General features: G+C 68.8%; 8 protein-coding genes. 3 read left to right on the top strand and 5 right to left on the bottom strand.

Going from position 1 to position 9,870, the window contains the following annotated elements; all coding sequences use genetic code 11:
* Nucleotides 1-112: 112 nt before the first annotated feature.
* On the bottom strand, nucleotides 113-2,449 hold the full coding sequence (gene fxsT / locus OG381_RS49405; protein ID WP_327722985.1) for an FxSxx-COOH system tetratricopeptide repeat protein: 2,337 nt from the start codon (nucleotides 2,447-2,449) through the stop codon (nucleotides 113-115).
* Between the two features lie 456 nt (nucleotides 2,450-2,905).
* On the opposite strand from fxsT, the gene OG381_RS49400 reads away from it, so the two are divergent.
* Both OG381_RS49400 and OG381_RS49395 read left to right on the top strand, forming a co-directional pair.
* A complete protein-coding gene (locus tag OG381_RS49400; protein WP_327722983.1) occupies nucleotides 2,906-3,235 on the top strand; it encodes a hypothetical protein in 330 nt (109 codons plus the stop codon).
* Nucleotides 3,236-3,338: 103 nt separating this feature from the next.
* Entirely contained in the window at nucleotides 3,339-3,656 is a 318-nt protein-coding gene (locus OG381_RS49395; protein ID WP_327722982.1) for a hypothetical protein, read from the top strand.
* Nucleotides 3,657-4,803: 1,147 nt separating this feature from the next.
* Here OG381_RS49395 and OG381_RS49390 read toward each other — a convergent pair.
* Nucleotides 4,804-5,316 carry a hypothetical protein gene (locus tag OG381_RS49390; RefSeq protein ID WP_327722981.1) on the bottom strand — a complete coding sequence of 171 codons (513 nt, stop codon included), beginning with the start codon at nucleotides 5,314-5,316 and terminating at the stop codon, nucleotides 4,804-4,806.
* 469 nt (nucleotides 5,317-5,785) lie between these two features.
* Here OG381_RS49390 and OG381_RS49385 point away from each other — a divergent pair, with 469 nt between their 5' ends.
* Nucleotides 5,786-6,778, top strand: a complete 993-nt coding sequence (locus OG381_RS49385) for an alpha/beta fold hydrolase (RefSeq protein WP_327722980.1) — start codon at nucleotides 5,786-5,788, stop codon at nucleotides 6,776-6,778.
* Between the two features lie 813 nt (nucleotides 6,779-7,591).
* Here OG381_RS49385 and OG381_RS49380 read toward each other — a convergent pair.
* The 3 genes from OG381_RS49380 to OG381_RS49370 form a co-directional block, all read right to left on the bottom strand.
* Nucleotides 7,592-8,134: a DUF6882 domain-containing protein gene (locus OG381_RS49380; RefSeq protein ID WP_327722979.1), complete on the bottom strand. Its 543-nt coding sequence runs from the start codon at nucleotides 8,132-8,134 to the stop codon at nucleotides 7,592-7,594.
* Between the two features lie 99 nt (nucleotides 8,135-8,233).
* The gene (locus OG381_RS49375; RefSeq protein ID WP_327722978.1) at nucleotides 8,234-8,572 is read right to left on the bottom strand and encodes a DUF6233 domain-containing protein; all 339 of its coding nucleotides are present in this window, start codon (nucleotides 8,570-8,572) and stop codon (nucleotides 8,234-8,236) included.
* A 19-nt stretch (nucleotides 8,573-8,591) separates the two neighbouring features.
* Nucleotides 8,592-9,014 carry a hypothetical protein gene (locus OG381_RS49370; protein ID WP_327722977.1) on the bottom strand — a complete coding sequence of 141 codons (423 nt, stop codon included), beginning with the start codon at nucleotides 9,012-9,014 and terminating at the stop codon, nucleotides 8,592-8,594.
* Nucleotides 9,015-9,870 lie beyond the last annotated feature (856 nt).

Here is a 9,870-nt window from a genome sequence, read left to right as displayed (position 1 = left end):
TCATCGCCAACGCCCGGCGGCGGGCCGCCAAACTCAGCACCGAACGCCGTGAAGCCCTCAACGCGCTGGGAATGCGCTGGTAGACGGTACGGGGCGGCAGACCACGGCACCATCACTCACCCACCCTCGGCTCCCTCTCACCCCTAACTAGCCGCTCCATCCACGCCGCAGTACGGCGTGTCTCAGGGTGATCCTCACCCCACACCCGCCGTCGCCACTCCAGCGTCTCCTCACCCAGCACACGCGCCTGCCCTACCCGACCTGCATCCCGCAAGTGCACAGCAAGATTGTTCGCGGTACGAAGCGTGTCCGGATGCTCCATCCCCAGCACCCGACGCTGCACCTCCAGCGTCTCCTCCCCCAACACCACCGCTTCTCCTACCCGGCCCACCCTCGCCAGAAGGGCAGCCAGGTTGGCCGCCGCGCTCAGCGTGTTCGGATGCTCCGCCTCCAACACCCGACGCCGTGTCTCCAGCGTCTTCTCGTCCAGGGCGAGGGCTTCCTCGTGCCGTCCCAGCGCCCGCAGCCGGATGGCAAGGTTGTTGGCGCTGTCCAGGGTGTCGGGATCGTCGTCGCCGTAGAGGCGTCGGCGGCGGGTGAGGGTGTCTTCATCCAGGGCGCGGGCGCGTTCGTGGTCCTGGGTGTCGTCGTACGCACGAGCCAGAGTGTGGGCGGCCCGCAGGGTGTCGTCGTGGTCAGGGCCCAGCTGCCGCAGGCACGTGTCATACAGCGGTTGCAACCGCTCCCGGGCCGGGCGGGCCTGCCCACGATCCATCAGATACCAGCACGCCTGCCTCACCACGAACCGACCCCGGTCGGTGGTGAGTCGGGCGGGGTCGGGGGCCAGCGCGTGCGGAAGCAGCACCTGCCAGGCCGGCCACCACCGCGGCTCACCGGAGTCACCAGGGTTGGCCGCGGTCAGGAGTGCTTCAGCATCCGCCACCGCCCGATCGGACTCCTGGCCGGTCATCTGACCCTTGAGCATGTCCTGGGTGAGGCGGTGCAATTGGACAGTGCCGTCCTGGACGCGGGCCAGACCGTGCCTGGCCACCGCCTCCACCGCCTCCACCGCTGCCAGCCGCGAACCCACCGTCTCCTTCAGGAGAGTGGAGGCCTGGTCGGGGAGGCGGCTGGCGGCGCAGGTAGTGAGGGGGAACGGTTCCGGTGCCAGCAACGCCAGCGCGTCCACCACCGCGGCCGCCCCGGGATGGTCGGTCTCCAGGCTGGTACGGGTGAGGCGGACCTGCGCGGCCAAGGCGGTCGGGTAACCGGGCGGATGGCCCTGCCCCATCACCTGAACCAGGTTCTCCTCCAGCTCCTCCTTCAAATCCGCCGCGGACAAGCCCCGGGTCAGGAGCGCGGCCGCCTGCGCGAGCGCGAGGGGAAGGTCATCCAGGGCGGCGGCGATGTCGTCGGCGTCCGCGTCGGTCAGGACGGCGCCCTGAGCGCGCAGCAAGGCCACCGACTCGGTCCGGGAGAGGGTGTCGACGTCGAGGGGAACGGCGTAGTTGTGCCAGTGGGGGTTGCGGGAGGTGATCAACACATGCCCGGTAGTGCTGCCCGGCAGGAACGGTGCCAGCGTGTCGGGGTCTTCGGCGTTGTCGAACACCAACAGCCAACGCGAGCGCGTCCGCAGTTCGGCGAGGAGCGCGGAGACCGCGTCAGCAGCGGGTGTTCCCGCGGGCGCGGCACCCGTGTGGAGGGCGAGCGCGGCAAGCTGGTCCGGGATGAGGGCCGGGTCTTCCGCGGCGATCCACCACGCCAGCTCATACTCACCGGCGAACCGGTGCGCGTACTCGATCGCCAACTGCGTCTTACCCACCCCACCCCGGCCATGCAGAGCCTGGACCGCCACCCGCTGACCGGACGCCAACTGCTCCCGCAGGTAAACCAGCATGCTGTCGCGTCCGGTGAACGCCGCATTCGGGGCCGGCACGTTCCACACCCGCGGCAGGCTCCCCGGCAGGCGCGGTCCGCTGCCACTCACCCGGGCCAGCATCCCCGGCGGCCGCGACGGCGCCTGTCGAGGCCGGGACGGGCCGTTCACCGCGCGCAACAGCGCCTCACGCGCGGTGCAGTCGTCCAGCCTGAACAGGTCCGGGGCCAGGAGGAAACTCAGAATCGCCGGCGGGGTCGCCTCCGCGATACGGACCGGGGTGATCTTCTCCCTTCTCGCGACCATCGCGGTCCACTCCGGAGTCGTGAACCGCTTCGGTTCGAAGTAGGCCGGAGAGAACAACGCCAAAAACCGGCCCCGCTCCAGAGCGGCGTTCATCTTCAGCACGAAGTTGTCGCCCGCACCCCAGTCCCAGTAATCCAGCTCGATCTCATGCCCGGCGTCCAGGAGCTGCCAGCCGATCCATTCCGCCCACGCCCGATCCGCACCGGCGTGGCTGATGAACCACCGCCGTGCCGACGAACCGTCAGACGCCACCGTACCCGCGCTCATTGCTCCCCCGGCCCCGCGCTGTGCTGTGCTGAATAGTCCAGCGTAGAACCGGGGCCACGCCCGCGGCAGCCGTTCGTTCTCTATCCAGGAGGCCGACTGGCGGACGCCCCGATCCGTCCAAACATGCCGCGTCACATCGTCCGGTCTGCGCCCCATAACTCAGGTGTGCAGCAGGACGGAGTTACACGTCTTTCAGTAAGGCGAGGCCCGGACCGCCAGCGGTCCGGGCCTCGCCCGTGCCCGGGCCAGCGCTAGGGGCAGCTCCGGTATCCGACGCCCTAGTCATCGTGCGACCCCGTCACGACAGCGGGGTTGCGCCGCTAACCCTGCGCTCCGTCACTGTCCAGCGACATCGTCTGCGCGTCCCTGTCTGTGTCGCCACCTGCAGCCCAAGAGGCGACAAGAGCCCAAGGCCGCCCCGCTCAGCCACCACATCCGTCAAGGAGTAGCCCCGTCATGAACATCCCCGTGTCCGTTGCCTCCGTGAGCGGCTCCGCGGCCCTGGTGTCCGCCCTGGCCGACGTCCCCGGCCGGGTCGTATGGGTGGGCCTGGCCCTGACCGTGCTGGCGACGCTGCCAGCCCTCATCCCGGAAGCGTCCAAGGCCCGGACCGAGGCCATGTGGCGAAAACACGAAGACCGCTTCCTGGCTGACCCTCCCGCCCACCGCGAGGGCCTGGACCACATCACCCGCGTACGGCAACAAGCCGCCGGTACGCCCATGCCTGGCCCGGCGTCCGAGGGGCCAGCGACGTCTGGCGGGGCTACGGCAGGACCATCGCCGTGACCACTGCCGTGCCGGGTGAGCGCCCGGGCACGGGGCATACCTCTCAGCACGAGGTTCGGATCGGCGTGGCCGCCTACGGGCCGCGCCCGGGGAGGGGGACTGGATGCCTACCGGCATAGCTGTCGTGTGCGATACCGACGACTGCCTCGCCGTCTACCTGGCCGTCCAGACAGGCGACGACGGTGACGAGCGTTCCGCCGATGAGGTCTCCCGGATCGCCCGCAAGGCTGCCGAAGGCGCTGGCTGGGTGATCAGCTTCGGTTTCCAGCAGCCGGTGATGACCTGTCCCGGATGCGCCGACGGCCGCGGCCCAGTCCTCGAACGCGGCATCTGCCAGCGCTGCATGGGCCGCACCGATGCTTCCTCCCGGTGCGTGTACTGCCTCTACCCGGGCCAGCCCGAGCAGACCGACGACGACTGAACACACCACGCCCGCGCACGAAACGGCATCTGCACTGGTGGGCCGTCCGGATGAGTGAGCGGCACGACTCCGTCGTTCGCGAGTGCTGCGCCCTTTTCGCAGGGCGCCTCACCGATCCGGCTCGGTCAGGGGAACGTGCACGTCAGAGGGCTTGGTCAAGGGGTGCCGAACGCGCCGACTACTTCCCTGGGCGGCCCTGCTACGGGCGGCTTGCCCTACAAGTTGCCCTACAACTTGCCCCTCAACTTGCTCTATAACTTGCCTCAGCCGACCCGGCGGGGCAGGCGAAGCCGCAGATCAGGGGAGGTGGTCAAGGGGCCCCGGGCGTGCCGACTACTTTCCTGGGAGACCCTCCTCGGTCCGGGAAGTCCGGCCAGGTGCCGCCGGGTCCCATCAAGTGCTGCGCGGACACCGCGCCGCCTCGACCGCGCGCGGCCCCGCCCGGCGCGCGCGAGCAACGGGTCGGCGCCTGATCCCCCGAGGTGCTCGCCGCGTCCCGCCCGTTTCCCTCCCACCCTTCTTCTTCTGTGCCGGGGCGGTCGTGGGGTGCTCTGAGGGGGATGTCAGCACCCAGACCACGCCCCAGTGGGCTCCTGACCAGGGGTGACGGGAGCGCCCGCCAGGAGGCTGCGCAACCTCCAGCGCAACACCCTGGCGCAACCTCCAGCGCAACCCCTTGGCGCAACCTCCACCGCAACACCCTGGCGCAACAGCGCAGTTCGCCAACTGTCCGCTGTCCCCTACCGCAACGCCTTGGCGCAGCAGTGCAGTTCGCCGTTCGCCGCCGCCCGCTGCCCCCTGCTCCACCGCCCGGACGCTCCACCGCCCGGACGCTTCAGCGGCCGGACGCTTCAGCGGCCGGGCAGCGCGGAGGCGCCGCCGACGCGCAACACCCCTCCAGGGCGCCCGGTCCCTCCGCCGGGCCGACCTCTGCCCCAGCCCCGCCCCATCTCCTTCTTCCTGATCGTGGGTGGCTGAGGGAGGCTCCAGGGGGGATGTCCGGCCCCCGACCATGCCCAAAAAGGCGTGGTCACCAGCAACAACGCGCAGCATCCCGAAAGGCTCGCGCAACAGATAGCGCAGGAGATTGTGCAGCAGATATCGCAGGAGATCCCGGCCGGGTCGGGCGCGGCGCGGTGCGGGGTGGTCAGCCGCGGCGGGGCCACCAGCGCCGCCGCTCGCCCTGCTCCTGGTCGCGGCCGGCGGATGCCGCCTCCGGCCCGGCCGGGGCCACGGCGGGGGCAGGCACGGGAACGGTCAGGGCCGTGGCAGGGGGCGAGGGTGTGGGGATGGCCGCCCGTTCCAGGGCGGGTGTGAGCTCTGCGAGAGCACGCTGCAGATCCGCGAGGTGTCCCGCGCGTTCCGCCAGGCGCTCCTTGAGGTGCCGTGCCTCCGCCTCGGCAAGGGCGCGGGCGTGCTGCTCCTGCATGAGCTCTGCGCGCAGCTCGGCCACTTCGGCGGAGTCGTCCGTCTGCCTGATGGGGATATTTGAATCTCCCCACTCCCTGCTCGGGGTGTCCTCGGAGTTGCGCGGCTTGATTCCCCAGGCAGACTCGCTCTGACAGTCCAGGCGGCCACCGTCATGGTCGAGGTGTTCCTCGCCGGGTCCCGCCAGGATTAGCCGGTCACCGTCTCGGTCGGCTGCGCGAGCGGCCGACACCCAGCTGTTGACTGGATTAGCGGGCGACATGTCGTGTAACTCGGCGACGCCGATCGGAGGGTCGACCCCATTGGCCTAGACCGGCGGCCGTGCTGTGGCGCCGGGCGCGCAGGCTCCCGATGCTGACTCAAAGGGGATGAGCCCCCGGACCAAGTACACGGAACGGATGATTCCCATGGATAGGGACTGGCGGCCACCAAGACAAAACTGGCCGTGGCCATTGCCATGGCCGTGGCCACGGCCACGAAGGCCAAAATGGTGGCCAGAGTCATGGCAGCCAGCGTCAGTGCCAAGGCCACCAAAGCCGAAGTGGTGGCCGCCCTTGTGGCCGAGCGTCACTTTGACCGACCACCTGGTCCCCCACACGTCCAGCGTTCCCGCGAACACAGGCGAGACGGTCCACCTCTTCGTACGGGAGCGGAACGGCACGTACCCGCTGTTCCCCTGGGCGGCAGGCAAACCCGTGCTCATGCTTCACGGCAGGAGTGCTCCGGTGCTCGCCGGCTTCGATCTCCAGTACAAGACGTATGGCTGGGCCGAGGCACTGGCGGAGGCCGGTTTCGACGTCTTCATGATGGACCTCCAGGGCTCCGGGCGGTCACCTCGTCCCAAGATGGACGACCCGTGCAACCTCAGCAAGAAGGACCAGAAGCTGCTCGCTCCACGGCCGCCGGGCTTCGTCCCGTGCGACCCCAACTACCCCTACCAGCTGAACAACTCCGACAGCGACCAAGCCGAGCTGCACACCGTCGTGAAGTACATCAAGAAGATGTGCGGCGTGCAGCAGGTCGCCTTCGTCGGCTGGTCCGCGGCCGCGTTCACGATGGGACAATACGCACAAAAGTGGCCGGAAAACGTGGAGAGCATGTTCCTGCTCGCGCCGATCTTCCCGCCCGAGGCCACGTCGACCGCACCGAGCCACCCGCTACCGCTCCCCGGGGTTCCGATGTCCCTCATGACGAAAGGGAATTTTGTGAGCGCGTGGGACGGCGAGCTGCGCTCCCCGAACCAGCGGGAACCCGGCATGGTGGACGTGGTGTGGAAGGCGATCATGGACAGCGAACCGGTCGGCAGCACCTGGGGTCCACCGGAAGGCCTGAACCGTGTCAGGAACTTCGTCCGGTGGGGATGGAACCGAACGACCGTGGCACAGAGCAATGCCCTCGGCGGAATCGTGCCCGTGATGATCGTGTATGGGGAGCACGACACGACGGCGAACACGCCGGCGGGCGCGCCGACGAGCTCGGATCCGGAGCTCAACTTCTCGGTCACCGAGCTGTACGACGCCATCGGACCCAAAAACAAGCTCATAGTCAAAGTGCGCGGTACTGGACACCAGATGCTTTGGGAACACCAACACCAGAATCTGCACAACCTGTCGCTGCAGTGGCTCAGCGACCGGAAGGTCCTCGGCACGGGCCGCTTCGTCATGAACGAGGATGGCCTGATCAGCCCGGCGTGAGGCGGCGAAGCCCCTTCGCGAGCGGCCCGGGGCTGCGATGTCTCAGCCGCCGGTCACCAGCGCCACCGTCAGCACCGGGTAGTGAACGTCCCGTACGTCTCGGCCTGCTCATCAGTCGGTAACTCCACCGGTACGAGGCGGACCATAGCGGCTATTCGCAGTTGGCCCCCCGAGTGGGGCGACGAGTACCCCTGGTCGTTTTCAGAGATCCCCATCAAAGCGCCCCAGGCCAGGCTGGCCGGGACAGTCTGCGCAGTGCGAGCGGCCGCGAATGCGCAGCCGTCACAGCCGATTGCGCAGCCGCCGCGGTGCCGATTGCGCAGGTCCGGCCCGGCCGATTGCGCAGCCGGATGTGAGGCAGCTGCCCGAGATCGGACCACGACGACCGCCCCTGGCTGCGTCTGCCAGAGGGCGCGGTCAGAAGTGGCTGGTCACCGCCGGAGTCGGGTTTTCGCATGTTGGCTGTGTGCTGCGGGTTCCCGAACATGCCGGCCTTCGTCGGCCTCGAGGGGAAGGCGAGCGCTCTCGCCTTCCTGGGAGACCGTCCGTGAACCTCCCTGCCAGGGAGCGTTGGCCATTGGTTGCTGTGGATCGGGCAGCGGGTTGACGCTGCCGTGTGGGGCCGGGGCTTGTCGTCGGCAGGAGGAGTCTGCGCCTCGGCAGCAGGGGCTGACATGGCCGACTTACCCAAGGTCGGGAGCGTGAGCAGGCAGCGGTACGAGGAGATCATGGCCGAGCTGCGCGAAGCGGTTGCCTCACCCTCGCCAAGCCGCTGGCACCCCCAGCTCCCGGGGGTGGCCCACTCGGGCCGCGCTAGCCGATATGGATGCTGAAGCTGGAAACAGTGCCGTCGGCAGCGGTCAAGGTGACCGGACCGAACGTGATGACGACGGAGGAGTTGTTTCCCGGGCTCTTGTAATAGCCGGTCGCATTGGTGACCCGAACAGCCAAGGCCACGAGTGACGAAGCAGCCTTCTCGTCAGCGTCGATCTTCGGCTGGGCGAGGTGAGGATGCCCGTGAGCTTCGGCCCAGTCCCGGAAGATGCTGGCGTCGCGGCTCATTTCAGGGAGGATGCTCGTGTTGGCCCAGGCCCACAGCCATGAGCCCGAGGCGCGGCTGAAGCTACCAAGGATCTGCGCCGGTGCCGCTGCAGTCTTATCGGGGAACGTCCAGGTGATGATGCCGGTCGTCTGATCGAGATCCCAGCGATCCGCCGAGCCCAGCCCCCAGGACATGTGCGCACGAGCCAACTGGTCGATCATTTCTTCGCCCTGCAGCAACAACGCGGTCAGGTCGGCTGGCCCCTCGGCCTGACCAGCGCTCTCCGCCTCTTTGGCCCGCTTGAACATTCCCATTCCGTGAGTCTGCCAGAGGCCACCGACCAGCCGACGATGGCCCCTCACACCCCGTCAACACCACGAACAACGTTCCCGGACGGTCTCTGGGAGCTACGGTCACTCGAGGATGCCGAGGTCGGTGTCGGGGCAGCAGTGCGGGCACGGGTCCACGCCTTCCGTGAGCGCCCGTACCGCCTGCTCCCTCGTCGCGCCTTTGGACCGCTTGCCCGCCATGTGGCAGCCGCCGACGTGTACGTACACCGGCGGGGCGTGGTGGCCGATGCTCTGCTCGATCAGCCAGTCCGGCACCGGCGGGCGGGCCTCGATGCTGCGCCGACGTTCGGCCTCGCGGCGTTCCTCGTCGGTGATCCACCGCCGGGTACGGGCCAGATCCCGCTCCTGCACCCGCTCCAAGAAACGGAGCAGGAAGGCCCCGGACGCATCCAGGGGCCGCACCGTGCGGGGGTGCCGTTCCCTAGTCGGCCGTGACGCCCCAGTAGCCGATCTGCTCGGGTCGGCCGTCACGGTAGAGCACCGTGCAGTTTCCTTGAGCGCGGCCCGGGAAGGCCAGCCGCTCGGAATCGAGGGCGTCGTCCCACTCCTCGTATGTGGGTCGGCCGTGGGGAGCCCACGCGCGCACTTCATCGTCAGTCAGCGGCCGCATGAACGGACCATCGTCGGTATCCGTGGCGTCGATCATGAGGGGGAAGTCCAGCACCGTGCACGTGCCGCCAGTGAAGATGTACTCCTGCCACTCCGCATCGCGCCACAGGTCTTCGATGGATCGACCCACGAAGCCGTGGTTGTCCCGTGCCGGGGTCTCTTCCTGAGCCTGCCGGAATGCGACCGCCAGGTCTGGCTGATACGGGCCCGTGTGACTCCACGCATTGCCGCCCATCGTCGTCCCCTCCCCACCTGAACTGCTGAACGTAACCGCAGGGTAGGAGACGGCGCCGACAGCGCACCGCTCTTGATCACTCGTACTCGCTGCAACAGCACCTTTCCCACCAGGACTTGCTCGACGCGGCAACCTCGGCCTTCAGCCCGGATGAAAATTGCAGCGTCGGACTTCAGCCGTGCCGTAGCCGGGTGTAAGGGTCGGCCGGCGCACGCTCCGACGGGACGGTCGAGTGCTTGCGACGGGTCTGGCAGTCGGCATGCCATACCCATCCTGGTCGCCTCCCTCACCGACATCCTCCGCGACGGGCCCTCCGCGCTTATCTGGCGGCCCGTCACCACCCCGCGGAGCAGGTCAGCTGGACACACCGGCGGGGTGACTGACCACCCCGCTCATCGCCCCCTTCGGGTGAGGCTCTCCGGTGAGCCCCGGAGCAGCGGATCCGCTGACGCGACGGGGCCCGCGGCTGCGGTGCGGGCAGCCCCGTCGCGTCAGCGGCCGAGGAGGAGCAGCGTGATCCGGTGTGGTCAGGAGGTGAGGGCCTGGGGCGCACCACGGCTCCCACCACCCCCGACCACGGCCCCTGCGACCCCGACCACAGACCAGACCATGCAGGTCAGCGGCCTGCGCAATCGACATCGCGGTGGCTGTGCAACCGGTCGGCCATTGCGCAGCGACCGAAGCCAGCCACCACCGCGCAGCTGCGCAGCCTGCGCACCGCCCCTCACCGGAACGCCCCAGGTCTGGCTGGCCGGGACAGTCTGCGCAGTGGTCGCAGCCGCGAATGCGCAGCCGTCACAGCCGATTGCGCCGCGCCGCAGTGTCGATTGCGCAGGCCTGACCTGCCGAATGCGCA

The organism is Streptomyces sp. NBC_00490 (assembly GCF_036013645.1).
Classification (GTDB): Bacteria; Actinomycetota; Actinomycetes; order Streptomycetales; family Streptomycetaceae; genus Streptomyces; species Streptomyces canus_F.
The sequence above is the reverse complement of the archived record's forward strand: the minus strand, read 5'-3'. Positions and strand labels throughout refer to the sequence as shown.

Excerpts from the sequence above, each read along its gene's own strand:
- fxsT (WP_327722985.1), bottom strand. The coding sequence starts at position 2,449 with ATGAGCGCGGGTACGGTGGCGTCTGACGGTTCGTCGGCACGGCGGTGG.
- OG381_RS49400 (WP_327722983.1), top strand. The coding sequence starts at position 2,906 with ATGAACATCCCCGTGTCCGTTGCCTCCGTGAGCGGCTCCGCGGCCCTG.
- OG381_RS49395 (WP_327722982.1), top strand. The coding sequence starts at position 3,339 with ATGCCTACCGGCATAGCTGTCGTGTGCGATACCGACGACTGCCTCGCC.
- OG381_RS49385 (WP_327722980.1), top strand. The coding sequence starts at position 5,786 with ATGCTTCACGGCAGGAGTGCTCCGGTGCTCGCCGGCTTCGATCTCCAG.
- OG381_RS49380 (WP_327722979.1), bottom strand. The coding sequence starts at position 8,134 with ATGGGAATGTTCAAGCGGGCCAAAGAGGCGGAGAGCGCTGGTCAGGCC.
- OG381_RS49370 (WP_327722977.1), bottom strand. The coding sequence starts at position 9,014 with ATGGGCGGCAATGCGTGGAGTCACACGGGCCCGTATCAGCCAGACCTG.